This is a genomic window from Streptomyces sp. R-74717 (assembly GCF_047305335.1).
GTDB classification, from domain to species: Bacteria; Actinomycetota; Actinomycetes; order Streptomycetales; family Streptomycetaceae; genus Streptomyces; species Streptomyces atratus.
Window position 1 is genome coordinate 5246791 of sequence record NZ_CP102361.1, and the last position, 25695, is coordinate 5272485.

The following is a 25695-nucleotide window of genomic DNA, read 5'->3' on the forward strand; positions in this document are numbered from 1 at the left end:
GACGGCTGCTTGTCGCCATCCCCCGCGTGGGGGATGGCGAGGACGGCTGGGCAGGGGGACGCCAATGGGCGCCGGCGCCGTGACAATGGCGTGCATGAGCGAAGGAATCATGCGGAGGGCGCGGAGGATCGCCGCCTCGCCCGACGGCCCGGCGGTGGCCGCGGCGGCGCTCGGGCTGCTCGCGGCCGTGGAGAGCGCCGTCCGCGCCGCGGCCGGGCCGTCGGACCTTCCGCTCACACTGCCGCTCGCCATACTGCTCGGCCTGTCCACCACGGTGCCGCTGGCGCTCCTGCGCGTCCATCCGGCCGCCGCGGCCACCGCTGTCACCGCGGCTGGTCTCCTGGCACTCGCCGGATACCGGGACCTGACCCTCGCCGGGCTCGTCGCCCAGCTGCTCGTACTGCACCACCTCGGCAGCCGCGGTTCCCGCCGCCTGGCCGTGCTGCTCGTGCTGCCGTACGTCGCGGTGGCGCTCACCGACCCCGACGGCACGGGACTGCGCGTGTACGCCGTGCCGGCCGCCGTACTCGCGGCGGCGGCGGTCGCGGACGGCAACGGCCGTCGCACCCGGGCCGAGGCGGTGGCCCGCGACGCCACCGAACGGGCCATCGCGAACACGCTCCTCGAACACGCGGCGCGCGGCGAACGGGCCCGCATCGCCCGCGAGCTCCACGACGTCGTCGCCCACCACATCTCGATGATCTCCGTCCAGGCGGAGACCGCCCGCCTCACCACCCCGGACATGCCGGAGGCCGGGGCGAAACGGCTGCTGGACATCGGCGACACGGCACGCGCCGCGCTGACGGAGATGCGCCGGCTGCTCGGCGTACTGCGCGAGGACGCGGGCGCACCACCGGTCACCCGCAAGCCCCAGCCAGGCCTCACCCAGCTCAACGAGCTGCTGGACGAGGCCCGCGCGGCCGGCGGCGCGAGCACCCGGCTGATCGTCAGCGGCCCCGTGGCCCCGCTCGACCCGGGCATCGAGCTCACCTCGTACCGGATCGTCCAGGAAGCCCTCACCAACGCCCGCAGGCACGCTCCCGGCGCGGCCGTGGACGTCGAGCTGCGCTACGCCCCGCAGACCCTCGACCTGCGCATCAGGGACAACGGCCCGGGACCGGACCGGTTCGGCACCCGCGCCTGCGGTCACGGCCTGCTCGGCATGCGCGAGCGCGTCGCGGCGGTCGGCGGCGAACTGCGTGCGGGCCCGGCGCCGGGCGGCGGCTTCCTCGTCGAAGTACGGCTCCCCACCGGCACGAAGGAGGCTCTGCGATGACCGCGACGACCACCCGGATCGTCGTCGTGGACGACCACGAGGTGGTACGGGCCGGTTTCGCCGGACTCCTGGACACCCAGCCGGACTTCACGGTGGTCGGTACCGCCTCCGACGGCGCGGAGGCCGTACGTGTCTGCGCCGAACAGCGCCCCGACGTCGTGCTGATGGACGTCCGGATGCCGGGCACGGACGGCATCGAGGCCACCGCGCAGATCCGGGCCGCCGCCCCGGACGGCGGCGGCCCGCGCATCCTCATCCTCACCACGTTCGACCTCGACGAGCACGTCTACGACGCGCTGGCCGCCGGGGCGGGCGGCTTCCTGCTGAAGGACGTCACCGCGGAGCGGCTGTTCGACGCGGTACGCGTGGTCGCCGCGGGCGAGGCCCTCCTCGCGCCCACCGTCACCCGCCGCCTCATCGGCGAATTCGCCCGCCTGCGCCGCAGGCCCCCCGCCGTGCCCACCGCCCCGCTCACCGCGCTCACTCCGCGTGAGACGGAGGTACTGCGCCTGATCGCCGAGGGCCTGTCCAATCCGGAGATCGCCGCCCGCCTGAGCGTCAGTGAGGAGACGGTCAAGACCCATGTCAGCCGCATCCTGAACAAGCTCGGTCTGCGCGACCGCACCCAGGCGGTGGTCGCGGCGTACGAATCCGGTCTGGTGGTGCCGGGCGCCGGGGGGTGAGCCGGGGCACGGACGAGTGGTCCCGGACCGGTCAGGACACCGGGGACGTCCTGGGCACCTCGCCCTCGGTCGTGTTGACGTCGATCACGGAGAATGCCGCGCCCTGCGGGTCAGTCAGCGCGGCGAAGCGGCCGAAGGGCATGGTCATCGGGCCGAACCGCAGGATCGCGCCGCGCTCGGTCGCCTTTGCCACGGCCGCGTCGCAGTCCGCGACGGTGAAGTACACATTCATGTGGGGCGGCACCTCGGGCGGGAATTCGTCGCCCATCTTCATCCGCCCCATGACCGTCTTGTCACCGAGGTTGAACATCCTGAAGTCGACGGCCTCGTCCTCCATCTTCACCATGCTGTACGGGAAGACGGCGGAGAAGAAGGCGTCCGATTTCTCGGGCTCCCGGGTGAAGACCTCGGCCCAGCAGAACGCACCGGGCACGCCCTGGGCCTCGAAGCCCTCATGGCTGCCCGCCTGCCACACGCCGAAGACGACACCGCTGGGGTCGCGGGCCAGCAGCATCGTGCCGAACTCGCCCACCTCCATGGGGTCCATCAGCGTCTCGCCGCCGTTCTCGCGGATCTTCGTGGCGGTGGCGGCGGCGTCCGGTGAGGCGAGGTACAGACACCAGGCCGACTGTCCCTCCTGGCCGGGCATCGGGGGCACGACGGCGGCGACCGCCTTGCCGTCGGCGTACGCCTGCGTGTAGTCGCCGAACTCGGACGAGGACTCGCCGAACGTCCAGCCGAGCACATCACCGTAGAAGCTCTTCGCTCCGTCGAGGTCGGGGAACATCGCGTCGGCCCAGCACGGCGTGCCCTCCGGGTGTACAGCCATGACGTCGACTCCTTCGTGCTCGGTGGGGTTGTCCGGCTTTTCACGCTAGCCAGCCGACTGCCTGCGCGCGCGCTGGAAACGGGGCCGCCGACCCCGGTGGCCTACACCGTCTGTACTTGTGCACATGCCGGTCAGGGCCATGGCCGGGCCGTCACGCCATCAGCGGTCCACGGCCGGACCCGCGGTGTCGAGCGCCGCACCGACGTGATCGGCAAGGGCCACGGCCACGAGACGTGCCTGCAACGACGGGACGGTTCCGGGAGCGGGCCGGAGCATGAACCGGCCGGAGTAGTGGCCGCTCGCCGAGGCGCGGAGCTCGATCTCGCCCTCCGGCCAGCCGTCGCGGTCGATGTCCCAGCGCCGGTGCCCCACGACGGCACTGCCGTCCTGCTCCAGCCTCGGCGGCTGTCCCAGCAGGCTTCCGTACTCGAAACGGCACCGCTGCAGGTGCAGTAGGTCCACGAGCTGGTGCCGGACATGGTCGACCACCGCGTCGGGAGAGGTGGCCGACTGGACGAGCAGTGCGGTGTCGTGGATCCGGGCGAGGTGGTCGGCATCGGTAATGGTGATCACCCGCAGGCGGCGGGCACGAGCAGCCAGCTGCGAAACCGCGACCCCTACGACCAGGAGCAGGACAGCCGTTTCGACGTCGCCGGTGCCCGCGATGCTGAACCGCTGGTACGGCTGGGTGAGGAAGAAGTCGAACCACGCGGCGGACGACAGCGCCGCGACGGCCCCGGCCCAGCGGTTCCCGATGGCCGAGACCGCCACCACGACGACGACCAGGAGCAGGGCGAGGTTGGTGCCCGACATGCTCGTACGGAAGGGCGCCAGCACCAGTGCGGCCAGGAAGGGGCCGATCAGGGCGGCAGCCAGTGCGATGCGGTCACGAAGCGGAAATTCCATGATCCACCTCGCTGTGGTTCACAGCTTCTCCGGTACGCCGGCCACTCCGGTCGGCCACTCCAGTGTGCGTCCGGCCCGCCCCGCCCGGCCGTCCGGGCCGGATGCCTTGACGCGTTCCTGGCGTGGACCGTCCTCGGGGGCGGCCGTCGCCCTGGCCGCGGCAAACGCGCAGGGCGACGAGCCGGCGTCTCCGGAAGGAAGAGCGGCCCAGCCCCCCGCCTCCCGGTCGGAGCCGATGCAGCGTCCTGCGACGACGGCGTACGGGTTGTCGGCCGGGACCGTCGCGTCACGGGGCACGGTGGGGACGACACCGTGGGACAGACAGGTCTTGTGGGGTGTCTGCTGAGCGGGGCGTCTACCGGGCCGATTGCCTGTCGGGCTGTCCGAAGTCCTGGGTCCAGTAGTTGCCGGGCTGCGCGAGGCCCACGCCGATCTCCTTGAACGAGCAGTCGAGGATGTTGCGCTTGTGGCCGGGGCTGCTCATCCAGCCCGCCATGACGCTCTCGGGGGTGGTGTAGCCGTAGGCGACGTTCTCGCCGTACGCACTCCGGTCGTATCCGGCGTGCGTGATCCGGTCGCCCGGGGCCGAGCCGTCGGAGCCGGTGTGGGACATGTTCCGGTGGGAAGCCATGTCCGCACTGTGCTTCCGGGCGGCCTTCGTGAGTTTCGCGTTCAACGTCAGTGGCGAGCAACCGACCGCGCTGCGTGCGCTGTTGACGAGCTTCAGCAGGCGGGCGGCTTCCTTCGCATGAGCGCCGAAGACGGCCGAGGCGGCGGCGGAGGGCACACCCGCGGCTTCCGCGGACCCCGCGACGCCCATGGTTCCCACGGCTCCCAGAGCGACGACAGCAATGGCCATCCGTCGGCGGGACCGCTTCGCGTGGTGCTTCCTCATGTGTGTGACCTCACTCGATACTCGATGTTCGCGTGGGAACGGCTTCAAGAGGGTGCTGCGGGAAGCGTCTGACCCGTGAACGACCTGCACGTAGCCCGGCCTCCGGTGGCCTCGCCGCCTCCGGCGGTCCGCATCCGGTCCACACTGCGACGAGAAACCCGCATCGGAACGTTCCCCGTTGTCAGTGACGGGTGTCAGACATTTCCCCACAAGTGAAGACTTTTGATCGCTCGGTGCATTGCAGACTCGCAGGAGTGAGGTCGAGAATTTCGTCGACGATTCCCTCAAGTGGCTTGGCGGACAGCGGCAGGGAAGGGGCAGCCCGGGGCGGTATCGCTGACCGGCCGTCGGACCGGAATCCGGGCGCGTCTGGGCCCACTTCACCGCGTTCACGGTGAAGTGGGCTGATTATCGGACCGTTTCCGAAGTTCTATCGGGCTGTCCCGAAGTCCTGGGTCCAGTAGTTGCCGGGCTGCGCGAGGCCCACGCCGATCTCCTTGAACGAGCAGTCGAGGATGTTGCGCTTGTGGCCGGGGCTGCTCATCCAGCCCGCCATGACGCTCTCGGGGGTGGTGTAGCCGTAAGCGACGTTCTCGCCGTAGGCACTCCACTGGTAACCGGCGCGCGTGATCCGGTCGCCCGGGGTCGAGCCGTCGGAGCCGGTGTGGGACATGTTCCGGTGGGAAGCCATGTCCGCGCTGTGGTCCTGGGCGGCCTTCGTCAGCTTCGCGTTCGTGGTCAGCGGCGAGCAACCGGCCTTGGAGCGCTCGCTGTTGACGAGCGTCAATATGCGGGCGGCGGCACCGGACGCCGGAGCGGCGGGCTTCGGCGTGCTTGTGGATGCGGCGGGCTTCGGTGCGCTCGCGGGTGTGGCGGGCTTCGGTGCGCCCCCATGTGCGGTGCGGTGTGCGGTGTGGGTCCGCCACGCCTGTGCAGCCGGCTTCTCGTGGGGGGCGAAGCAGGCCATGGCGGCAGAGGGCACACCCACGGCTCCCACGGCGACGACAGCGACGGTGATCTTCCGGTAGGACGTCTTCCTGCGGTGCTTCCTCATGCGTGTGACCTCGCTCGATAGTCGCGGAGCAGCTCCGGCCGGCTCCGCGCGCTCCCGCGCCCTGGCTCGCAGGCGCCTTGCGGTCGTCATTCTTGGAACGGCATTCGGGGCGGGGCAACAAGCGGAAGTACTACCTCCACCCGTAGATCCGGACGGAGCTTGAAACGGGCGCACGGGCGTGCCGGCGACGGCCGTCAAGCTTCACGAAGGCGCTGTTGCGCCGTCAGAAGCGCGCTCTCGCACGTCGAACGGGCGGGAACGGCGAGCGGGTTGCATGCTGACGGAGCTCGCGCGCACATATCTGCGCCAAGACGGACAAACGGCACCATGCCGTCGAGGTGGCATCTACTAACCAATGCCAGAGCCACGAAAAGCTCTGTGTCCGATGTCACTGGCAGGCTGTGCAACCATCCGCCACGTACTCGACCGGCTCGTCGAGGCAACGGCCGATCCGGTGCCGTGCGCGTGAAACACGCGGGCCTCCGGTGGCGGGGGCTGCCACCGGAGGCCCATGGGGAAAGTGGGAGGCCTCAGCCGGCCTCGGTCGGGGTCTGCTTGATGTCGTCGACGATGGCCCGCTCCATGATGGCGCTGGTGTATGTCACCGTGCCGCGCTTGATGACACCGCTGTCCCCGCCGTCCCCCCGCACCTGAACGCTGCGCTCGCCCAGGAAGACGTGGGTCTTCTTGTCGAAGATCCACTCCATGCGCTCACCGCTGGTCTCGTCCAGCCGGGCCACCGCTACCCCGTGCCGGCCCGCCGCGTCCACCGCGTCCTCCACCATCACGACCCCGGGGATCTTCGCGGCGGTCTTGAACAGCGCGGAGTAGAGCCTGGCCGGCGGGTAGCTCTCGCCGAGCAGGTCGCCGATGGTGGCGAAGGCCTCCTGGTCAGGGCTGTTGCCCTGGCCCTCGGTCTCCTTGTAGATCTTCTGCAGCAGCCTGTCGGGGTCGGTGGTCAGCTCGGCGAGGTAGTTGTACGACGGCCCGTTCAACGTGGCCACCGGTACGTTGCCCTGCTCGTCGGGAAGGCTCAGCGTCTCGCCCTCGGCGCTGTCGTTGACGGCCGGGTCGATCAGCCATCCCTTGGTGCCGTCGAGGGACTTCCAGATCTGACGCAGATGCAGTTTGTCGCTGGCCAGGCTGGACTTGCCGTCGACGACCTTCTCGTAGCTGTTGGCCGCCTTCGACTCGATGTAGACGTACTGGCCCGCCTTCGGGTCGGGCACCTCGGCCGCCGCCAGCGAGATCTGGTCGAGCAACTGGGGCACGCCCTCGGTGGTGGCCGTGCCGACCGACGTGGTCAGGACCGGCCCGCCGGCCACGCCTGTGCCCTCGCCGCCCGAGGTGAACATCGAGGCTCCCACGACGACCGCCCCGGCCAGGGCGCAGGCCATCGCGGGTGCGGCGAAGGCGCGGCGCGGCATCGTGAAGCGCCGGGCCTGCTGCCCGGTGGCGGTTGTCGTGGCGGTACGTTCGTCGAGCTGGATCCGTGCCATCAGGCGCTCCTTGTGGAACTGATGACGGCCCGACGGCAGTTCGCGAGTCGTCGGCGGGAGCAGCTGTGCGCTCTCCTCCCACTCGGCCGGACTCTGCCGGGACGGGTTCGCGTTCATCGGATTCCTTCCTGTGCGGGCCGGACCGCGGTTCCGCGATCGCCTCTTACCTGTCCGGGACCTGCCACGGGTTCCCGATTTCTCTCCGCCGGCCCGGCCGCCGCCGAGGCCAGTTCGGTGTCGGTGAGCCTGCGCAGCTTCGCGCGGGCCCGGGAGAGACGGGAACGGACCGTGCCGACCGGGATTCCGAGCGCCTCGGCGGCGTCCGTGTACTCCAGCCCCTCCCACAGGCAGAGAGCGAGGACCTCGCGCTCCGGTCTGCGCAGCGCGGCCAGCGCGGTGAGTGCGGCCGCGAGACGCCGGCGGTCATCGACCCGGCCGGCGACCTCCTCGGCGTGGTCGGGCACCGCCGTCTCTGCCCGGGCGGCGGCGGTGGCCGCGGCCCGGTAGCGGCGGTTGCTCCGGGTCTGGTTGCGCGCGGTGTTGGTGGCGATGCCCAGCAGCCAGAGGCGCAACGAGCCGCCCTCGGGGCCGACCCTGTCGCGCAGCCGCCAGGCCTCCATGAACGTCGCGGCCATCACGTCCTCCGCCGTCGCCCAGTCGGCGGTCAGCCGGAACGCATGGTTGTAGACCGTGCGGGCGTAGCTGTCGAAAAGCTCCGCGAACGCGCTCGGCTCCCCGGCCCGTACCCGGGTACGCATATCTGTGCTCACTCCCCTCAGCTGTCCGGCACCCCGGGGAGGGTTCCCGTGACCCGCGTCACAGAAGGGGCGCGGTCGGAGCTCGTGAGCACCGGTACTAGCGCACCGGTACGGTCCTCCCGGCGTCGCGGGTCCGGCGGGTCGCGGCCGCGACGGTGGCCATCAGCTCCGCGTCCAGGACGGACGGATCGGCCAGCCGCGTCGGGGCGGCGTACGAGTTGAGCAGTGCCTTCGTGACGCGCAGGGCGGCCTCGGGGCGGCGCACGATGGGCTTGGTCCACGCGGTGACCGCCTCGTCGAGGGCGTCCTCGGGCACGATGCGCTGGAGGACCGACAGTTCGTACGCCTCGGCGGCGTCGAAGGCGCGTCCGGTCAGGATGAGTTCGCGCGCACGGGCGGCGCCGACCTCATGGATCAGTCGGGGAAGCACGCCGCCCCAGGCGGTGGGCAGCCCGAGCGCCAGCTCCGGCAGCCGGAAACCGGCGGTGTCGGCGCCGACGCGCAGATCGCAGGCGAGGGCCAGCGCCAGTCCCGCGCCGATCGCCTTGCCCTGGATCCTGGCGATGGTGACCGCCTGGCTGGTGGAGATCGCCTCGCAGACGCGGCGGGCCTTGTCTCCCGCGATCCGGATGCCCCGCCCGGTGGGGTCCTGGTCGAGCCAGTCGGCGAACTCGTTCCGGTCCCCGCCCAGGCAGAAGTCGTCCCCGGCACCGCTGAGCACCAGCACCCGGACGTCGGGGTCCGGTACGGCCAGGACCGTCAGCAGATCGTCCAGCATCGCTTCGGTGACCGCGTTGCCGGTGTCGGGGCAGTTCAGCTCCACGCGCAGGACGGGGCCCTCGCGCACGGTGCGTACCGTGCTCGGCCGCCGGTACGGGGAAAGGTAGTCGGGGAGCGAGAGCTTCATATCGCCACGCCCATGGAGGTCACACGCCTGAAGACCAGACGGGACGCGTAACTGGGCCCCGTGACGGCGCGCAGTGTGGGGAATCGTTTCAGGAGCTGGGTCAGGAGCGTACGTGCCTCAAGGCGGGCGAGGGCCGCGCCCAGGCAGTAGTGCACACCGCCCCCGAAGGTGAGGTGGGTGCCGGTGCGCTCGATGTCGAAGGAATCCGGGTCCTCGTTGCGCCGGGGGTCGTGGTTGGCGGCCCCGTACATCACGTGGACCATGCTGTCCTTCGCGATCGGCACGCCCGCCAGGACCGTGTCGTCGGCGGCGATCCGGGTGTTGATGTGGATGGGCGGGTCGTACCGGAGGGCCTCGTCGACGGCGGCGTCGATGTATCCGGGGTGCTCCGCGAGCCACGCCCACCGGCCGGGCTGCCTCAGCAGCAGCCCCACCATGGTCGACAGCAGTGTCGCGGTGGTCTCCAGCGAGGCGATGGTGACGAACATGGTGAGACGGTAGAGGATCTCGTCCGCCGCCTCGCGGTCGGGTTCCATGGCGTCCCAGGTGTGTATCCAGCCGGTCAGGACATCGTTGCCGGGGTTCGCGCGGCGCTGTTTCACCAGGTCGGTGAAGTACGCGCGCAGATGAACGGTCGCCTCGGCGGACACGGCGAGCTCGCTCTTGGTGGGCAGCAGCTCCTGGGCATGCACCTGGTTGTGGGTGATCTCCAGGATGTGGGAGTAGTCCTCGGGCGGGATCCCCAGCCAGGAGCCGATGGTGCTGATCGGGAGCTGCTCGCTGACCGTACTGACGAAGTCGGTCTCGCCCCAGCGCAATTTGTCGGCCAGTTCGTCGAGAAGGCGGGTGACATGCTCCTCGACCTGCGGGGTCAGCCGCTGGATGGTGGAGCGGTCGAAGAGGTTGCCGAGGCTGCGGCGCTGGCATGTGTGCTCGGGCGCGTTGAGGCGCGAGAGCGTCTTGGTCATCTCCTGCGTGGCGACCGCGTCCCAGCGCTCGGTGTCCGCCTGGCGTTCCTGCCAGGCGAAGTCCGGTGCCAGCCAGTTGCGGCCGCGCAGCACCTCGCTGCAGGTGTCGAAGCCGGTGACGAAGTACGCGTTCCAGGGAGCGCGTACGACATCGCCCATGGATCTCAGCTCGCCCAGGAGATCGTAGGGATCAGCCTGCCCCTCCGGCGATTTGAGACGCCGCAGGAGGGAAATGAGGGCACGGCGGTCGACGGTGGGCCTGTCTGTGCCACATATTGCGCTCACGCAGAGTTCCTTGTCCTGGGCTCATGGTTACGGCCAGAACCTACCCCTCCGCATGTATGCGCCATGCGTCGTTCTCTGTTGCCCGTGTCACAGGCAAATGCCTTGTTGACCCCTTGCTATAACGCGAACAGTCCCTGCTTCGGCTCTGCATGACGCCCAGTTGTCCGCACAAGTCGTCAGAATCCATGGACCGGCCCTCCGTCACACGCGGAAGACGTCCAGGAAGGAACTCCACCAGCCCTTCGTCTTCTTCTGCGGCTCCACATGGTCGTAGCGCGCGGCGGGAACCTCTTCGGAGGCGGCGATCCGGGACGAAACGGGCGGCTGTGCGGCCGTCGCCGCATGGCGCGCGGCACTCGGGCTGAACCGGACCGGCAGGGACACCAGCGCCCGGTGGAACGGACCCGGCCGCCATTCGACCGCCGAGGCCGGCACGGCGAGGACGAGGTCCGGCACCGTGTTGAGGATCTTCTCGATCGCGGTGAGGGCGATGAGCTGGGCAGGGGACTTCGCCGGGCAGACGTGGGGGCCCGCACCCCAGGCCAGATGGGCGCCCTTGCTCAGGGTCTGGCGGGCATCGGTGAGCGCGGGATCGCTGTTCGCAGCGGCGAAACTGATCAGTACGGGGGTGTCCGCCTTCAGCGTCACGCCGCCCAGGTCGACGTCCTGGACCGGGTAGTGCGTCGCGTAGTTGGCGATCGGCGGGTTGTTCCACAGCACGTCGTCGAGGGCGTCCTCGACCAGCATCCCCGTACCTCGCCGCTGCGGACCCCCGGCGCTGTCGGACAGCAGGAGAAGCAGTGCGTTGGCTATGAGATTGCGTTCCGGCTCGATGCCCGCGCCCATCAGCATGACGAGCTGGTCCTTGAGCTCCTCGTCCCGCAGGCCCGCCGGGTGCTGGATGAGCCAGGACGTGATGTCGTCGCCGGGCTGCCGCCGCTTGAGCGCGACGAGCTCCATCAGACACTCCGTCAGCTCGGCGTTGGCCCGCAGTACGTCCTCGCCGTCGAAGATCGCGGACATGCCACGGGTCAGCCGGTCGCCGATGTCACCGGGGCAGCCGAAGAGCTGGTTGAACAGCAGCAGCGGCAGAAGCTTGGCGTAGTCGCCCAGCAGGTCGGCGCTGCCGCGTTCGATGAACTGGTCGATGAGGTAGTCGGCGATGCGCTCGACATCCCGGCTGAGCCGGGTGCTGTTGAGGCGGCCGAGGCTCTCGGTGACCGCCTTGCGCAGGCGAAGATGCTCGGTGCCGTCCGTGAACAGGCAGTTGGGCCGGTACGCCATCATGGGCAGCACCGGACTGTCGAGCGGTACGCGGCCCTCCCGCAGCGCCGCCCACCGTCGTGAGTCACGGGCGAAGAAGGAGGGGTTCTGCAGGACCCGGAGTGCGGCCTCGTGCTGCACGACCAGGGTGGCCTCCACCCCGGGAGCCAGCTCGATCGGAGCGGCGAGCCCGTGCGCCCGGAACTCGTCGTACACACGCTGCGGATCGGACGCGAACTCCGGCCCGTAGAGCGACGTCTGCCGCTCACCGTGCATCGGGCACCCGGTGGGGGCGCTGTACGGGGTGGCTCCCGGCTGAGAGTCCATGTGTGATTCCTCGGTGTGATCGCGGGCCTCGCAGGGCCCGGACGGTGGACGGAAAACGGGGTTGGGGCCCCCGTGCCGGCGTATGGAGCAGAGGTCAGGCCACCCGCGCGAGAAGGTGCTGGACCAGAGTGATCAGGGCCTGCGCGGACGACGTCTCGTCCCGGGCGTCGCAGTAGACGACCGGGGTGTCCGGCAGCAGATCGAGAGCCTCGCGCAACTCCTCCTCGGCATGCCGGGAGTACGGGTCGAAACTGTTGACCGCGACCGCGTACTCCAGCCCGTACGTCTCGACGAGGTCGATCACCGGGAAGGTGTCGGCGAGACGGGCCGGGTCGACGAGGAGCAGCGCGCCGAGCGAGCCCCGCGCCATGTCCTCCCACAGTTCGACGAAGCGCTGCTGGCCCGGCGTACCGAACAGGTACAGCACCAGCTCGTCGCCGAGCGTCAGACGGCCGAAGTCCAGCGCGACGGTTGTCGTCACCTTGTCGGGCGCGCCCCGCAGATCGTCGATGTGGGCGCCGGCCTGCGTCATCCTCTCCTCGGTGCGCAGCGGAGTGATCTCGGAGAGGGTGCCGATGAGCGTCGTCTTGCCCACGGCGAAGTGTCCGACGACGAGGATCTTCGCCGCACGCTGTACCGCGTCCGGCACATAGATGTTCTCAGCCGAACCGGACGTGTAGTCCATGCAACACCTCTTCGAGGATCTTCCTGTCAACGAGCTGAGCCGGCGGTGGCGCCTTGCGGCGCATCAGATGACCCTGATCCGCTAAGTCGTTCAGCAGCAGCCGTGCGACCCCGACGGGCAGCTCCAGATGGCCCGCGACCTCGGCCACCGACAGATAGCCGCCGGAGCACAGCTCCCAGATCGCCCGGACCTCGGGGCTCGGGTTCGGGGGCTGCTGCCGGTCGGGTGCGATGGTGACGAGAGTGACGAGGGAGAGGCCCTCCGCATCGGGCAGGCCGCGCCCGCCGGTGATGACATAGGACCGGACGAACCCGCTGCTGACCGCCTGCTCCTCGCCCGGCGCCGTCATGCTTCGCTTCCGGCGTTCTGGCGGGGAGGTGTGGTCATCGCCTTCCCCAGCGCGGCGACCTGTTGCTGCATACGGAAGGACATGGCCTCCATGTCCACGTCGGCCGCGGCGGCCGCCGCCAGATAGGCGCCGGTACCGGCAGCGATCAGGAAGATCCAGCCGTGCTCGTACTCGAGGAGCGTCTGGTGCCAGCGGCCGGGGGTCTGGGCCCCGATGAAGGGGGCGACGGCCCGGCTCAGCGACTGCATGGAACTCATCGCCGCCGCCACGGTCTCCGCGTCGTCCCGGCCGATCTCACTGGAGTTGGCCAGCAGCAGACCGTCGGCGGAGACGAGGATCGCGTGCCGTGCGCCGGGTACCTGGAGCACATCGTTGAGTACCCAGGACAGATCGGGGTTCACTGGAACTCGGGTCCTTCCATCGTCGTCGTGTCACGCCCGGACCGTGTTCCGCGCTGGAACGCGCCCAGGCGGGAAGCGGTCTCCTCGTTGCTGCGCACCGGCCCGGGCTCGGTCGACGGCACCACTGACACCGGGCTCTTGCGACGACGCTTGGGCAGGCCACCGGCGGTGGTGAAAGACCCCGTCGGCTGCGGGGCGGGGGCCGGCTGTGCGGCCGGAGGGAACAGAGGAGTCGGAGGCGGTGTGTATGCCTGGCGGCGGGGGAGCGCCGATACATCCGCATCGTGGCCACCGGTGGCCACGGGGGCCGCGAGGGGCGCCGGGGGTGCTGGTGCATCGCCGGTGAGAAGCTCGTCGGGCAGGAGAACCACCGCGCGTACGCCTCCATAGGGGGATACGGAGTCCACCGAGACCTGGAACCCGTAGCGGGCGGCCAGCATGCCGGAGACGGCGAACCCGAACTGTGGGGGAATGCCCAGACTGGAGACGCTGATCGCGGCCCGGGGCGCGAGGAGAGCCGCCGCGCGGTCCTTCTCCTCCTGGCCCATACCGAGACCGGCGTCGTCGACGATGAGGCAGACGCCCTTCGGGACGGCCTGGATGTTGATCTCCACCGGTGCGCCGGGCGCGGAGTAGTTGGTGGCGTTGGCCAGCAGCTCGGCGAGGACCACCGCCACCGGTTCCACGGCCTTGCTGACGACGGAGAAGTTGACCTGCCCGTTGACCCGGACCCGGTCGAACTGCCGGATACGACCCTGAGCGCTGCGGGCCACGTCGAAGACGGAGGCGACCGTCTCCCTGCGCCCGAGCCAGCCGCCGCACAGCACCGCGATGCCCTGCGCGCGGCGCCCGAACTGGCTGTTGGCGTGGTCGATGGCCATCAGGTCGGCGAGCATGTTGGGGTCGTCGCCGTACTTCTTCTGGGCGTTCTCGATGACCACCTGCTGCTCGTCCGCGAGCCCCTGAAGGGTGCGCACGGCCGCCTTGAGGACGGCCTTGGTCTCCTCCTCGGCGTCCTTGCGGACCTCGGCCAGCTCGGCGGCCTGACGGTGCAGCAGACCGTTGTGGGTGACGTGGAGGTCGTCCCGCTGCCGTTGCAGCGCGTCGCGCTCCCCCCGGAGTTCGGCGTTCTGTCTGCGCAGTCCGATGTTGGTCTTGCGAGCCCGCAGGACGGCACCCACAGCGACCAGTGCTACGACAACCAGTGCCCAGAAGAGTGGGCCCTGTGCAAATGTCATGAGACTCACTTCAAGTGCCATGGCTATGGAAACGGCTTGACGCTCCCTCATGTGCTGTACAGCCCGGACTCTTTGAGCCACGGATTGCGCCACGCAGGGAAGGCCCCTCCGAAAGTGGGGCCGAGGAATTCATCCCTCCCGGAATGCCCCCATATGCCATCAGCCCACTGGAAGTAAGATGATCTTAGCATCGGCCTCTTGGGTAAATGTCAAGACCGACACGCCAGTTGCACTCTTGACGCCGAATGTTCACATCCAGGGGCCAAGTCGCCTCCCCCACCGACCTGCCGTCACCCGGACCTGCGGTGACGGGATATGACGGATATTCAGGGGCGTGCAGGGGTCCTACGGGGCTCGGAGGGGTGCGGCAGCTCGTTCACGGCGCCCACGGGTGCGCACACGGGCGGCGACCGGGGCCGCTCGCCCGGTGCGAGCGGCGCGAGCCCTCTGCTGTGACGGGGAGCGATCGGTACGAGAACGAGATCTTCCGGGATCAGTGGCCGCGACCGCCGGAAGGGATGGGCGCCGCCCGGGCGGCCTTGCCCGGCACCCCTGCTCGATGTCCGAATATTGCAGAGATCTGTCATTGTCACCGTGCGGCGTGCGCGGCCTCCAGCCAGGTGAGGAACTCGCACGCGAAGTGCCACTGGTGGCCGGTGAGGACGTGCTCCGGCGCATCCGAGGGGAACCGGATCGTCAGCCGGATGCGCAGGCCGCGCGGACCGTCCCCGAACTCGTGCATGACGCGCGCGATCTCGGTGCCGTCGGCGAGCCTGCCGGTGCCGCCGATCCGGACGGGATACGTCTCGTGCCCCTCGCCCTCGATCGCGACGCCGTCATGGAACGTGAGGAGGAAGCAGAGCGGTCCGGAGCCGATGATCTCGACCACGCCGTCGGCGGAGTCGGCGAGGTAGTGCTCCGGGCGGCGGTGCGGGTGCGGGCGCAGGGCCGACGCCGGACCGACGCGGGGCGTCGCGGGCGGGCCCACCCGCGACGCCCCGCGTCGGAAAGGTCAGGACCTGACCAGAGTGATCTGGGAGGTGTTGTCACCGGCGTTGACGGTCACCGGGTAGTCGCGGTCGTCCGCCTTGCCGAAGCCGCGCAACGTGGCGGTGCCGGGCCGGAAATCCGTGCCGGGCTCCATGGCGGTGACGGGGATGGTGACCTTCCACGGGACCGGGTCGCCGGGAGCGCAGTCGACGATCTCGTCCTCGTACCGGCCGACCGCCTCCCCGCTCTTCTGGGTTTGATAGACGAGGCCCGAGAGTGAAATACGGGCCGGCTTGTTGCAGGTCGCCGAGCCGCCGACGGTGACCTGACCGGACTTGGTGTCGATCGTGCCCTCGGGGTCGAGGTTCAGGCCGATGGCCAGTTCGGCCGGCGGCTCGGCGGTGCGGGCGTGCACCTCGCCGCGCAGCGGCACCGCGGAACCGTTGCAGTACTGCTCGAAGGTGGCGTCGAGCTCGCGTATGTAGCCGTAGGGGCCGTAGGAGATGTGGGAGATGGTGAACGAGCCGGTGCTGGTGTTGCACCACCGGTCGTCCGCGCCGAACTCCAGCTTCGGGTCCTCCGGTTGCGCGTAGGGCCAGCGCGAGGCCCCGGTGTACGTGGCGCCGTCGGTCAGCTTCTGGCCTTCGGGTGCCTGGAGAAGGAGGGACCAGCGCTTGCCTTCGGGCGTGACGATCGTGACGCCCGCGGCGTTCTCGTTGGTGGGCCCGGAGACGTCGAACATCTCGACCGATCCGGCCGTGAACTCCTGGGACTGCCCGTCGGAGACGAACTCCCCCGGCTCACCGCTGAATCCGAGCGACCCCGAAACCGCCTCGCGGGCCTGCGCGGTCCCCGACAGCGGGGCCACCGTCACCGCCATGGCCACGGCCGTCGTGAGCACGGCCGCCGCCCGGGCCAGGTTGCGTACCGACACGCTGTTGATCAACAAGCTTCTTCCTCCAAAGGGAGCGATTCCCGTCCTGGTGGGCCGGGATGGGGCACACATGGGTCACGTGGCAGGTACCGGTCAAAATGGACCCAGGGGGGTGGCCGTAAAGCTCCTTGGTGACGCGCAGAAAACTAACAGCCACCACTGACATCGCCGGATCGCGACCGCTGTTCGGGCCCGGGGAGCGTCGCCGTGAAGGAGGTGCCACCGGCTGCTGCTCCCGCCGGACTCGGCGCCCGTGGTGACGCCGGAACCATCACGGGAACTCCGCTCCGGGTCGAGCAGTGAAGTGTTGTATCGGGCAAAGCCTGTCAAATGGCTTTAGATCTCCTCTCGTTGAACCAGGCGATGCGGCAGCCACTGGCCTTTCTCTGCGAACCGGGGGTTGCGAGCTGCTGCCGGTTTGCTGCGGTCGGCGGCGCCGGCCGCGGGCGCTGCCACTGCCGTACGCGTGATCGCCCCCTTCGAGGCGTTGCTCGGCGCCGGCGTCGATCCGGTGGCCCTGACGCGGTCCGCTGCCGGGCCGTCCGGCCGGGCATGGGGCAGGGCTGGAGCTGCCCGACGGCCGCGCGGCGTGCTCCGGGGCGGACGGCGCCGCCCTGCCGGGCGCGCCCGCGCACGTCTCAGGGACCTTCTGGTGCGGTCCGGGCAACAGACAAGCCCCGGGCCACCGGCCCGGGGCTTGTCTACGGGAACCCGCAGCGTCAGACCTCGCCGCGCAACCGCTCTGCCTCCTCGGTGAGCCAGGCCGGACGGACCATCTCGACATTGCGTCCGACGCCGTCGGCGGCCCGGGCGAGCGCGTCGGCGGCCGCCTGCGGGTCGGGCACCGTCCGGGCGTGGGCCGCCTCGGCGAGCGCCTGTGCCGCCGCGACTTCCGCCACCCCGGCGAGCTGCAGCGACGTGGCCGCCCGCTCGGCTGCCTCGGCCGCCCGCCCGTACCGGCCGTCGGCCCAGTAGGCCCACGCCATGTTGTAGAGGCAGACTCCCTCGGTGCGCGGATTCTCCATCGCCGAGGCCGCTCCGAGCGCCGCCTCCAGCGATGTCAGAGCCTCCGCGACCCGCCCCAGCGCGAGCATGGCCACGCCCTTGGCGTTGAACGCGTAGTCCGTTGCTTCCTGGATGCCCGCGTCCCGGTAGGCACGCACGGCCCTGTCGCCCGCTGCGATGGTCTCCTCCCAGCGGCCCATGGCCAGCAGAGCCGTGAAGCGGGCGTTCCATGAACGGGCCTCGGTGAACAGGTCCCCCGACGCAACGGCGAGTTCGCTCAGCCGGTCGGCACCGGCAAGGGCCGCCGCCCCGTCGCCCAGAGTGCTGTGGGCGAGGCTAAGATCCAGGACGGCGTGCACCTCGGCTTCGGCGTCGCCGTTCTCATGTGCCAGGTCACCGGCCCGCGCGAGCGGTCCCATGGCGGCATCGAGGCGGCCCAGCTGACGGTAGGCGTCGCCCAGGCCGAACATGGCGTTCTGCAGCGCACGGCGGTCATCGAGGCGCTCGGCCATGTCGGCCGCCTCGGCGAACAGGTCCGCCGCGTCTGCCAACGGGCCCGCGCTCAACCGGGCGTGCCCGAAGCTGATGAGATGGGCAAGACGCGCCTGGTCGTCGGTCAACTGTTCCTCCAGTGTCAGGTGCATCGAGACGGCCGCAAGTACCGAGCCGTGCCAGACCATCCATTCGCTGATCGCGCCGAGGACCAGTGCGGCGCCGTTCATGTCCCCGGCGCGCACACGGTGGTCGAATTCACGCCGGTACGGCTGTATGTCGTCCAAGGTGCGCCAATGTGCGCGGGGCGGTTCGATACGTGCGTACCAGTCGGCCGCCCGCCGCTCCACGGAGTGCCGTCCCAGCGCGCCATCCTGTGGCATGGCGCCGTACGCGAGGTCGGCGTCCATCGGGTGCAGTGCGAAGGTGCGGCTGGCCCGGTCCACCGACAGCATGCGCATCTGCAGCAGGCGGGACAGGACCGGCGCGACGGCGAGCCCGGGATCGAGGCCGGCCACGATCCACTCGATCGCCTCCCGCGGCACGGGCGTGCGCAGCACCGCGAGGACGTTCAGCACGGTGCGGCCGTCGGGGCCGAGCCGCTGGTAACGGTCCTGGGCGAGCCCGGCGACCACGTCGCCCCGCAGGGTGAAGTCCTCCAGTACGTCCTGCAGCGTCGGCAGAGTCAGCATGTCGTCGGCCATGGCGCCCACCAACAGCTCCAGTGCGCGCGGAACCCCGTGGACGTGGACCGACGCCTGCAGCAGCTGATCGTCGGACAGTTGCGCCACGCCGAGGCTGCCGTCCTGGTCGAGTTCGCGCAGCAGAGCCACGGACTCGGTGGGCGGCAGCCCGTCGGACAGCTCGACCTCCGCGGTGAAACGGCGCAACTCGGGCGCGAGCCGCAACGGTATCTGCGAGGTGACCAGCAGCCGTGGCGTGGATCTGGCCCGGAAGAGGCAGTCGAGGAAGACCGCCAGTTCGTCCTCGTCGTCGAGCCGGCCGTCGTCCTGGAGCTGGTCCTCGAGGTTGTCCATCAGGATGATGAAGAGCTGGTCGCCCATCGCGGCGAACAGCTCGCCGAGCTTGTCCTGCACGGGGCGGTTCGTGGCCCAGATGTCCAGCAGACGGGTCTCGCGATCGGAGCCGAGCACGCGGGCGCAGTCGAAGTAGAGGCGTTCCAGGGAGATCCCCGACGTACGGGTGCTCAGATTGACCAGCCCCGACGGAACCGGAGCCCGGGCGTGGCCCGGCCACTCTCCCTGTTCCAGCATTTCCATGACCTTGGCCGCGACCGCGCTCTTGCCCATGCCCCGTCGACCGGTGACGGTCACCATGCGAATGGCCGGATCGGCGAGGTGACGGCCGATCATCTCGCGTTCTTCGGCACGGTCCTTGAACAGCTCGAGCCCATGCGTGACCGGCAGCCCGATGACCTTGGAACCTGCCTGCGCAGGCGCGGAATCCACAAGGGCCGGCCCGGGGCCCACGTCGGGCAGCGCCTGGGGGTCGGCGATCGCCAACAGCCCGGCCAGCTCTCCCCGGCGCGGCTCGCCGGCCCGGCTCAGGGTGTGGTCGATGCGGGCCGCTGTCAGCCGGCCCAGCCCTTCCCATCGGTGGTGCTCGGCGACCACCCCGACTATGTGGGAACCGGCCCATACGGCGGAGCCCGACATCCCCGACCATGGCGACACCTTGGGGTCGGGGTCGGCAGCCGCCACCGGAACGGAGATCTCCAGGGTGCCGGTCCTCAGGTTGGACAGAGCGGCCACGGTCCCGTCCGCCTGGTGCAGTTCCCGGAACTGCCTCCCATCGGCGCTGCGGCGGCGCTTCCACAGCGGGAATCCCGCCGCATGTACATCGATGACGGCATGACGGTCGTCGCGGATACGCCCGAACGTTGCGGGCACGACGGGAGCGGCACCCGGCGGAGGCGCGAAAGTCAGCACAGCCACATCGGTGCCACTGTCCGACCAGGCCACTTCCGCGGCCGCGACCCACTGTCCCGGCCGGTCGGCATCGAATCGCACCTGCACACCCGCGGCCTCGGACACCACATGGAACGCGGTCAGCACCGCCGTGTCGCTGACCCGGTAACCCGACCCGCGCCGCCCGCCACCGGCGGTGGTGGTGACGATGACCTCCGCGATGCGGTGCGGGTCCAGTCCGCCGCTCACGGCCGCCCTGTCAGTCCTCACCGAGCAGCTCGTCCCCGGAGATCAACGCCATCTGGTCCGGCGCGTCCGCCCGCACCGGCTGCAAGGTCAACGTGAGCTTCTGAGTGACCGTGGCCGACCGCTTCGTCGTCGCACTGGCATCGAATACCCAGAACCTCACCTTCACCCCCGGCTCGTGGGTCCGCTCCACCCCCACGGTCAGCTCCAGCTCCACCCGCTCAGCCTTGAACCGCAGGTCGGCGTCCTCACCGGCCGACATCGCCCGGCTCAGCTCCTGGCGCAGCTGCGCGATCAGGTCCGCCAACTCCACCGCATCATTCACAAGCAGGGCCCCCAACCGGCTCTTGTGACCAACTACCCACTGATCAGGCCAACATCATCACGCATCAGCCCCCCCGGCCCGTCCACCCCGGCAGCCCCCGGCGCCGGGGGCGCGGCCGTGAGACCTGTGCACAGGAGGCCGAGGCGCCGGCGCGCCACCGCGGAGGGTGGACGGGACCCGGCCCCGGGGCCGGGCGCTACAGCGCGTCCGGGCCCCGCTCGCCGGTGCGGACCCGTATCACCGTATCCACGGGCAGCACCCACACCTTGCCGTCGCCTTCGAGGTCGATCTCGGCCGCAACTCTCCGTGGGGGCCCGTCGGGGCGTGGCCATCCCGCCCCGACGGGGTGCCCGACGAATCAGGGCCGGTCGTACCAGGCGAATGCCGTGATCCGCCAGCCGTCCGAGGTACGGACGAACTGGATGGTCTTGGTCCCGACACCCTCGAACGTCTCACCGTCCAAGACCCCGGACTTGCGGTATTCGCTGAACCGCGACGCGATATCGCCCGCGACCTCGGTCCGCTCGGAGGTCTCCCACTCGGAGAACTCCACCAGTCGGCCGTCGGACAGCAGCCGCTGGCGAGGTTCGATGAACTCGTCCACGGTGTAGACCGTGAACTCCGGGGCTGTATTGACGATCACGCTGCTTGGAAGAACCAGCCGCCGGATCCGGGCCACGTCGGCAGCCTTGCCGCCCCTGTTGTCGAAGGAGCCGAAGAACTCGGCGGTCACTGAGTCGATCTCGGTCTTGGACATGGACATGGACGCGACGCTAACACCGAAGGGGCGAGGGCTGAGCCGCCGAGACCACCCAGCCGACCGGGCGCGGACGCAGACAACCTGACGTGCGGCGGAGCTGCCCGTGATCCGAGGTCCGGACCGCCCCGGACAGGGCTGAAACCCAGTCAGCACTCGACCCGCTCCGCGTCACGGCCGCCGAGGCGGCGGGCGCCGAATGCACGGCGCCCGCCGGGCGGCCCCGCTGTCATGGCGTTCTCAGGCGGTCCCTGGTGCGCAGCGTTGCCGGGTGGTGCGGTCCCAGGGCCTCCTCCTGCTGGGGGAGCAGGCGGGTGAGCAGAGCGCGGGCCTCGCTCGGGCGGTCGGCCTCCAGCAGGGCGGCTGCCAGGCGGGCGCGCGTTGCCAGAGTGTACGGGTGCAGGTCGCCCGCCCGGGCTGTCTGCTCGGTCTCCGTCGCCGTCAGCAGCTCCACCGCCTCCGCGACGCCGTCGCCGTCCGCCGTGCGGACCAGCAGCTCGCCGAGGCGGGAGCGGGCGTCCAGCACGTCGGGGTGCGTGTCGTCGCCCAGGGCCGCGGCGCGGTCGGCGGCTACCGCGCGCAGCTCCCGGACTGCCGCAGGCAGGTCGCCGGTCGCCGCCGTCCACCATGCGATGCCGAGCCGGGTGGTCAGCACCTCGGTGTGGTCCGCCCGTCCGTACACCTCCACGCGCTCCTCGCGCAGAGCGGTCAGCTCCCGAAGGGCACGCACCGGGTCGCCGAGCTCGCCGCGGATCCACGCCAGATTGTTGCGGCTGATCAGGACGGTGGGGTGCCGCTCGCCGTTCACCCTGCGCTGGTCCGACAGCAGTTCTTCGTGCAGCGGCAGGGCCGCGGCCGCGTCGCCGAGTTCCCACGTGTAGCGGGCGATGTTGAGCCGTACCAGCAGGGTGTCCGGGTGCTCCGCGCCCTTCACCCGCTCCACCTGGGGCAGCAGGCCCCGGTAGTCGTCGAGTCCGGCGCGAAACCTCCCGGCCTCGCAGGTGAACTTGCAGATGTTCATCCGGCTGAAGACCACCTGCTCGTGGTCCTCACCGAACACCGCCACCCGGTCTCGCAGCAGCTGCGCATGCATGGCCAGCGCCTCTTCCGGGCGGCCGAGCCGGCCGTACCAGTAGGCGATGTAGTGACGGCTCTCCAGGACGTCCTTGTGCGTGGCCCCGAGGGCGCGGATCTGGTGCGGCAGCAGCTCCTCATGGCGCCGTAGCCCCTCCGCCATCGCTCCGCCGCGGCCCGTCCAGTACGCGATGTGGTGCCGGGTCTCCATCGTGCGCCGGTCGTCGGCCCCGAACACCCGGGTCTGCGCGGCCAGGACCCCCTCGTGCAGCGCCACCGCCTCCGCGAACCGGCCCATCTGCCCTGTCGCGTACGCGATGCGGTGCCGGGTCTCCAGGATGTCCGGGTGCCTGGGGTCGTCCAGGAGCCCCAGCTGGTCGGCGAGGACCGCCTCGTACATGCTGCGCGCCCTGCTGTACGACCCGGCGCGCCCGGCCCAGTACGCGGCTTGCTGCCGGGCGCGCAGAGTGAACGGGCTCCCTGGGCCCGGGCGCTCGGCCAGCCGCTCGCACCAACCGAGGAGCCGGTCGCGGTTGGCCGCCGCGTCGGACGAGGCACGTGCGTTCAGGCTCTCCAGCAACTGCTCGTAGTTCTCGATGTGCCACAGGTGCAGGGGCTCGGAGTCGCGTGCGTACGCGTGCAGCGGGTCATCCGGATCATGCTGGTTCATGGGTGCCATGCTGTCGAGCGCCTCCACCAGGGACCGATGACCGTCCTCCAGGTCAAGTCTGTCGTCCTCTGTGGTCATGTAGTCGACCATTGTCTGGTGGTCGACACCGACCATCTCGCCGACGTGCGACTCGGGGACCCGGCTCAGCAGCCCGGCGAGCAGCTCCAGCACTTGATCCAGCACCCCGTCCGTGGCGGGACCGCCGCGCAGCGCGGCGCCCCGGAGCAGCAGCGGGCGGGGCAGCACCGGGCCGCGCCCCACCGCACCCAGCACATTCAGGACGACGTCTGCCTGCTTCGCGCCGCCGGGTGCGAACTCGCGGACCCGGTGGAGCGCCTTCGTGTAGCCGCCGTCCACCGGGGTCCTGCCACTGCCCGCGTCCGCCCACAGCCGCGCCGTCTGCCAGTTGCCGTCGGCCACCTCCACGATGCGGGCCCGCCGTTCCGGCCGGCTGACCCTGAGCCGTACGTATCCGTTCAGTTGCTCCCGGGACGCTGGAGGCATCGCGAGCCGCTGCCAGTCGGCAGGCAGTTCGAGGCCGTCGCGGCTGGTGACGACGATTCCGAACCAGGGAGGTGTGTCGCGGGCGAGCGTGCTCAGCGCGTCGATGATGCGCACCCGCTGCGTCGGGTGCAGTTGGTCGAGGGCGTCCACCACGACGCGCACGGGAGTGGTGGGCGCCGCGCAGCGCGCCAGCGGCTCGGTGACGAGCCGGCGCTCCGGCCGAAGGTCGTTGCGTACGGTGGTCGGGACCTCCTTGTGGAACACGGCACGGGCCTCCTCGAAGCCGGGGAGGTGAGTACGAAGCTGCTGCCCGATGTCCTTGAGGACGGGCTCGTCCATGTCGCCTTCCGTGAGCTCGTGCAGCGCCGCGACGCCGAAGGGCGCTGTGTGCGGGAGGAGTTCGGGTCTGCACAGGGCCGCGGCCAGCACGCTCTTGCCGTACCCCCGGCGCCCCACGACCGCGACCGCACGGTGGGCGCCGACCGCGCGGGTGATCTCCGACAGCGGCTCGGGAGGCTGGAACAGCCGCAGCCGGCCCAGCTGCTCCTTGCCGACATCGCTGTCTGCCAGGACGCTGTGGGCGCCGATGAAGGCCACGTTCCTGGCGATCCAGTGCGGCCGCCCCGGGGTGTCGCCGCTGTGCGTCCCGCCGTGCCGGACCAGCTGGGGCAGCTGGCCCCTGGCCTGCCGTCCCGCGGCCCAGCGCAGGTCCTCGTCGTACAGCTCCGTGCCGAGCCGCGCGTGACCGTGGCGCAGGACCTGGTTGACGCCGCGCACGAAGGACAGTCCGAAGGCGGACTGGTCGCCCGACGCGGAGGTCACGAGGCCGATCTCACGGCCCCTTTCCATGGACGCCGGAAACCACTCCTTGGCGGCGGCGAGCGCGGCGACGCCCGACTGACAGGCGTCGATCATGACGGCGAGCGCCCGCACGTCCCCGTGCCGGGTAAGCCCGTCCCGCAGTCCGGAGGGGACGGAGTAGGCCGTCTCCGGGTCGGGGGTCGCGGGGGTTGTGGCGATGGGGAAGAGGAAATCGTCGTGGCGCACGCCGAACCCGTGGCCCAGGAAGGCAAGGATCAGGGTCGCAGGTCCGTCCTCGGCGGACAGCGTCACGTGGGTGAACGCGGACGCGACCGCGTCCCGTACCGTCTCCACCGTTCTCGGGCCGAGCAGCAGACCGTCTGCGTAGGCGGGCAGGCAGCCGCCCCTGTCGTCGTCTCGGAGGTACGCGTTCAGCAGCCGCGCCTCCCGTTCCAGATCGTCCAGGTTGCGGCCGGACGCGTCCCACTGGGCAGCGATCACTAAGGAAAAGCGGTTCGACATCCGGTCATTATTGAGTCAAGAAGATTCAGTAATAGTCGAGTTGACGAAACAAGTGGGTGGCAGGAGGCTTGGGGGCCACAGGTGGCACGCCACGCAGGGCCTGGCCGGGTCAAGCCGGGACGGGCCAGGCGCGGGAACGGGGTGGAGGGAGCCGCGCACGTGGCGGAAGTCGTGTTCGTCCATGGCATTGGACCACTGGAGGAGCCCGCGGGGGAGTTGCACACCGCGTGGGTCGCGGCACTGGCGGGTTCCCTGCGGAACGCAGAGGAGACGGAGGCCGCCGACGCGCTGGAGGGTGGCCGGATCAGCACCGCCATGGCCTACTACCGGGACCTCTTCAGGCCCTACACCCCCCGGGACGAGTGGGACCAGCCCTTGCCGGAGGCGATGACCGACACCGCCCGGCGGGTGGGCCAGGACTTCATCGAGAACATCGAGGCGCACGCCAGCCGCCCGGAGGACCGCGAGGAGGCCGCCCGGGAATTGACCCCGTTCCGCGAGGACCTGGGCCCCGAGCAGGGCGTGTTCGAGGTGTTCCGGGTGATGGTGGGCAGCCTGGGCCGCTGCGGGCCGGTCGCCCGCTCGGTCTTCGGCGCCCTCAAGGCCACGATCGTGACCAATCTGGCGCAGGTCGCCGCCTATCTGGACGACGAGCGGATCCGCGAGCGGGCGCAGGAGGCCCTGCTGGCAGAGATCGGCCCGGAGACGCGGGCGGTGTACGCGCACTCGCTGGGCACAGTAGTGGCGTACGAGGCGCTGCACCGGCTGCGGGAGCCGCTGCCGCTGCTGGTGACCTTCGGCTCCCCACTCGGGCTGCGCACGATCGTCCGGGAGCGGCTGCGCCCCCAGCCGCCGCACGTGCCGGGGATGTTGCAACGCTGGGTGAATGTGGCGGATCGGGACGACTACATCGTCGCCTCCCTGGACCTGCGGAAGGTCGTGACGGACGACTCGCCCAAGGTCCTCGGGGAGACTCTGATGGTTCGCAACCGGGGCCTGGATGCGCACCCGGCGGTCAAGTACCTCGGCCACAAGAGGACCGCGCGCCCCCTGGCGGAGGCGCTGCGGCCGTGTCCGGACCGCGCCCGGGGCGGCCGGCCGCGTGGTGCGGCTGAATAGGTTTG

At 70.4% G+C, this 25695-nt stretch carries 23 protein-coding genes and 1 pseudogene; 3 read left to right on the plus strand and 21 right to left on the minus strand.

The genetic code is table 11. From position 1 onward, the window contains the following. Positions 1–94 precede the first annotated feature (94 nt). Both NRF20_RS23975 and NRF20_RS23980 read left to right on the plus strand, forming a co-directional pair. Positions 95–1276: a sensor histidine kinase gene (locus NRF20_RS23975; RefSeq protein WP_398628264.1), complete on the plus strand. Its 1182-nt coding sequence runs from the start codon at positions 95–97 to the stop codon at positions 1274–1276. After that, positions 1273–1959: a response regulator gene (locus NRF20_RS23980; protein WP_413753251.1), complete on the plus strand. Its 687-nt coding sequence runs from the start codon at positions 1273–1275 to the stop codon at positions 1957–1959. The genes NRF20_RS23975 and NRF20_RS23980 overlap by 4 nt, the downstream gene beginning before the upstream one ends. A 31-nt stretch (positions 1960–1990) precedes the next feature. Here the strand turns inward: NRF20_RS23980 and NRF20_RS23985 are convergent, their stop codons facing one another. From NRF20_RS23985 to NRF20_RS24085, 21 genes and pseudogenes are all read right to left on the minus strand, one after another. Next, positions 1991–2788: a VOC family protein gene (locus NRF20_RS23985; protein ID WP_398628262.1), complete on the minus strand. Its 798-nt coding sequence runs from the start codon at positions 2786–2788 to the stop codon at positions 1991–1993. 159 nt (positions 2789–2947) lie between these two features. Continuing rightward, the gene (locus NRF20_RS23990) at positions 2948–3694 is read right to left on the minus strand and encodes a DUF4118 domain-containing protein (RefSeq protein WP_398628261.1); all 747 of its coding nucleotides are present in this window, start codon (positions 3692–3694) and stop codon (positions 2948–2950) included. An 18-nt stretch (positions 3695–3712) separates the two neighbouring features. After that, positions 3713–3991, minus strand: a complete 279-nt coding sequence (locus NRF20_RS23995) for a hypothetical protein (protein WP_413753252.1) — start codon at positions 3989–3991, stop codon at positions 3713–3715. A gap of 58 nt (positions 3992–4049) precedes the next feature. Then, entirely contained in the window at positions 4050–4589 is a 540-nt protein-coding gene (locus NRF20_RS24000; RefSeq protein ID WP_266360054.1) for a CAP domain-containing protein, read from the minus strand. 430 nt (positions 4590–5019) lie between these two features. Then, positions 5020–5643: a CAP domain-containing protein gene (locus NRF20_RS24005; RefSeq protein WP_413753253.1), complete on the minus strand. Its 624-nt coding sequence runs from the start codon at positions 5641–5643 to the stop codon at positions 5020–5022. Between the two features lie 530 nt (positions 5644–6173). After that, a complete protein-coding gene (locus NRF20_RS24010) occupies positions 6174–7259 on the minus strand; it encodes a CU044_5270 family protein (protein ID WP_398628258.1) in 1086 nt (361 codons plus the stop codon). Next, complete coding sequence (locus NRF20_RS24015; protein ID WP_398628257.1) at positions 7256–7900, minus strand: RNA polymerase sigma factor; 645 nt, start codon at positions 7898–7900, stop codon at positions 7256–7258. Before NRF20_RS24015 ends, NRF20_RS24010 begins: the two co-directional genes overlap by 4 nt. Positions 7901–7997: 97 nt before the next feature. Beyond that, positions 7998–8807: an enoyl-CoA hydratase/isomerase family protein gene (locus tag NRF20_RS24020; RefSeq protein WP_413753254.1), complete on the minus strand. Its 810-nt coding sequence runs from the start codon at positions 8805–8807 to the stop codon at positions 7998–8000. Further along, complete coding sequence (locus tag NRF20_RS24025) at positions 8804–9934, minus strand: cytochrome P450 (RefSeq protein WP_266365445.1); 1131 nt, start codon at positions 9932–9934, stop codon at positions 8804–8806. Before NRF20_RS24025 ends, NRF20_RS24020 begins: the two co-directional genes overlap by 4 nt. A gap of 327 nt (positions 9935–10261) precedes the next feature. Then, positions 10262–11650: a cytochrome P450 gene (locus NRF20_RS24030; RefSeq protein WP_398628255.1), complete on the minus strand. Its 1389-nt coding sequence runs from the start codon at positions 11648–11650 to the stop codon at positions 10262–10264. Between the two features lie 94 nt (positions 11651–11744). After that, the gene (locus tag NRF20_RS24035) at positions 11745–12335 is read right to left on the minus strand and encodes a GTP-binding protein (RefSeq protein WP_266360062.1); all 591 of its coding nucleotides are present in this window, start codon (positions 12333–12335) and stop codon (positions 11745–11747) included. Beyond that, positions 12310–12684 carry a DUF742 domain-containing protein gene (locus NRF20_RS24040; RefSeq protein ID WP_093899416.1) on the minus strand — a complete coding sequence of 125 codons (375 nt, stop codon included), beginning with the start codon at positions 12682–12684 and terminating at the stop codon, positions 12310–12312. Before NRF20_RS24040 ends, NRF20_RS24035 begins: the two co-directional genes overlap by 26 nt. Beyond that, positions 12681–13085: a roadblock/LC7 domain-containing protein gene (locus tag NRF20_RS24045; protein ID WP_398628254.1), complete on the minus strand. Its 405-nt coding sequence runs from the start codon at positions 13083–13085 to the stop codon at positions 12681–12683. Before NRF20_RS24045 ends, NRF20_RS24040 begins: the two co-directional genes overlap by 4 nt. Continuing rightward, positions 13082–14323, minus strand: a complete 1242-nt coding sequence (locus tag NRF20_RS24050; RefSeq protein ID WP_398628253.1) for an ATP-binding protein — start codon at positions 14321–14323, stop codon at positions 13082–13084. Before NRF20_RS24050 ends, NRF20_RS24045 begins: the two co-directional genes overlap by 4 nt. Before the next feature lie 589 nt (positions 14324–14912). Continuing rightward, positions 14913–15311, minus strand: coding sequence for a hypothetical protein (locus tag NRF20_RS24055; RefSeq protein ID WP_413753255.1), 399 nt, complete (start codon positions 15309–15311; stop codon positions 14913–14915). Between the two features lie 24 nt (positions 15312–15335). Further along, positions 15336–16262: a hypothetical protein gene (locus NRF20_RS24060; RefSeq protein WP_398628251.1), complete on the minus strand. Its 927-nt coding sequence runs from the start codon at positions 16260–16262 to the stop codon at positions 15336–15338. 704 nt (positions 16263–16966) lie between these two features. After that, positions 16967–19921 carry a trypsin-like peptidase domain-containing protein gene (locus tag NRF20_RS24065; protein WP_413753256.1) on the minus strand — a complete coding sequence of 985 codons (2955 nt, stop codon included), beginning with the start codon at positions 19919–19921 and terminating at the stop codon, positions 16967–16969. A 10-nt stretch (positions 19922–19931) separates the two neighbouring features. Continuing rightward, positions 19932–20243: a trypco2 family protein gene (locus NRF20_RS24070; RefSeq protein WP_398628249.1), complete on the minus strand. Its 312-nt coding sequence runs from the start codon at positions 20241–20243 to the stop codon at positions 19932–19934. 196 nt (positions 20244–20439) lie between these two features. Beyond that, positions 20440–20523: pseudogene (locus NRF20_RS24075) on the minus strand (P-II family nitrogen regulator); the annotation flags it as partial. A gap of 78 nt (positions 20524–20601) precedes the next feature. After that, positions 20602–21000, minus strand: a complete 399-nt coding sequence (locus NRF20_RS24080; protein ID WP_413754598.1) for a DUF4440 domain-containing protein — start codon at positions 20998–21000, stop codon at positions 20602–20604. Positions 21001–21229: 229 nt separating this feature from the next. After that, entirely contained in the window at positions 21230–24571 is a 3342-nt protein-coding gene (locus NRF20_RS24085; RefSeq protein ID WP_413753257.1) for a tetratricopeptide repeat protein, read from the minus strand. A gap of 159 nt (positions 24572–24730) precedes the next feature. On the opposite strand from NRF20_RS24085, the gene NRF20_RS24090 reads away from it, so the two are divergent. Then, positions 24731–25690, plus strand: a complete 960-nt coding sequence (locus NRF20_RS24090; RefSeq protein WP_413753258.1) for a hypothetical protein — start codon at positions 24731–24733, stop codon at positions 25688–25690. Positions 25691–25695 lie beyond the last annotated feature (5 nt).

What these genes read in the sequence shown, in the direction of transcription:
- NRF20_RS23975 (WP_398628264.1), top strand. Translation starts at nt 95, where the DNA reads ATGAGCGAAGGAATCATGCGGAGGGCGCGGAGGATCGCCGCCTCGCCC.
- NRF20_RS23980 (WP_413753251.1), top strand. Translation starts at nt 1,273, where the DNA reads ATGACCGCGACGACCACCCGGATCGTCGTCGTGGACGACCACGAGGTG.
- NRF20_RS23985 (WP_398628262.1), bottom strand. Translation starts at nt 2,788, where the DNA reads ATGGCTGTACACCCGGAGGGCACGCCGTGCTGGGCCGACGCGATGTTC.
- NRF20_RS23990 (WP_398628261.1), bottom strand. Translation starts at nt 3,694, where the DNA reads ATGGAATTTCCGCTTCGTGACCGCATCGCACTGGCTGCCGCCCTGATC.
- NRF20_RS24000 (WP_266360054.1), bottom strand. Translation starts at nt 4,589, where the DNA reads ATGAGGAAGCACCACGCGAAGCGGTCCCGCCGACGGATGGCCATTGCT.
- NRF20_RS24005 (WP_413753253.1), bottom strand. Translation starts at nt 5,643, where the DNA reads ATGAGGAAGCACCGCAGGAAGACGTCCTACCGGAAGATCACCGTCGCT.
- NRF20_RS24010 (WP_398628258.1), bottom strand. Translation starts at nt 7,259, where the DNA reads ATGAACGCGAACCCGTCCCGGCAGAGTCCGGCCGAGTGGGAGGAGAGC.
- NRF20_RS24015 (WP_398628257.1), bottom strand. Translation starts at nt 7,900, where the DNA reads ATGCGTACCCGGGTACGGGCCGGGGAGCCGAGCGCGTTCGCGGAGCTT.
- NRF20_RS24020 (WP_413753254.1), bottom strand. Translation starts at nt 8,807, where the DNA reads ATGAAGCTCTCGCTCCCCGACTACCTTTCCCCGTACCGGCGGCCGAGC.
- NRF20_RS24025 (WP_266365445.1), bottom strand. Translation starts at nt 9,934, where the DNA reads ATGGGCGATGTCGTACGCGCTCCCTGGAACGCGTACTTCGTCACCGGC.
- NRF20_RS24030 (WP_398628255.1), bottom strand. Translation starts at nt 11,650, where the DNA reads ATGGACTCTCAGCCGGGAGCCACCCCGTACAGCGCCCCCACCGGGTGC.
- NRF20_RS24035 (WP_266360062.1), bottom strand. Translation starts at nt 12,335, where the DNA reads ATGGACTACACGTCCGGTTCGGCTGAGAACATCTATGTGCCGGACGCG.
- NRF20_RS24040 (WP_093899416.1), bottom strand. Translation starts at nt 12,684, where the DNA reads ATGACGGCGCCGGGCGAGGAGCAGGCGGTCAGCAGCGGGTTCGTCCGG.
- NRF20_RS24050 (WP_398628253.1), bottom strand. Translation starts at nt 14,323, where the DNA reads ATGACATTTGCACAGGGCCCACTCTTCTGGGCACTGGTTGTCGTAGCA.
- NRF20_RS24080 (WP_413754598.1), bottom strand. Translation starts at nt 21,000, where the DNA reads ATGTCCAAGACCGAGATCGACTCAGTGACCGCCGAGTTCTTCGGCTCC.
- NRF20_RS24085 (WP_413753257.1), bottom strand. Translation starts at nt 24,571, where the DNA reads ATGTCGAACCGCTTTTCCTTAGTGATCGCTGCCCAGTGGGACGCGTCC.